1 protein-coding gene is annotated in these 357 nt (G+C 44.8%); it reads right to left on the bottom strand.

All coding sequences use genetic code 11. The annotated features are described in order from the left end of the window. A partial coding sequence (locus J3S90_RS15775) for a hypothetical protein (RefSeq protein ID WP_210646982.1) occupies positions 1–357 on the bottom strand: 357 nt, incomplete at both ends.

Raw genomic sequence — 357 nt, 5'->3', positions numbered from 1 at the left:
TAACCGTGTAAGCCGTTCCTATCATACCGCCTGTTATGACTCCTGCTGCACTAACAGTTGGTCCTGCAGGTGAAAAATCATAAGTATTGGCTGCATTGTAATTCGTAAGAGTCATGCTTCCCGCAGCTGAACAAGTCGCTGCTGTTGTGCTAACTACTGGAGTTACTGGTGTAGCCAACTGTGTTAGGCTTATAACAGTAAAACTATTAGAAGCCGCTGAGATACATCCGGAAGCGTTAGTTGCTTTAACCGTGTAAGCCGTTCCTATCATACCGCCTGTTATGACTCCTGCTGCACTAACAGTTGGTCCTGCAGGTGAAAAATCATAAGTATTGGCTGCATTGTAATTCGTAAGAG

Source organism: Flavobacterium flabelliforme (assembly GCF_017948675.1).
Lineage (GTDB): Bacteria > Bacteroidota > Bacteroidia > Flavobacteriales > Flavobacteriaceae > Flavobacterium > Flavobacterium pygoscelis.
This window is presented reverse-complemented; position numbering and strand designations above follow the sequence as displayed.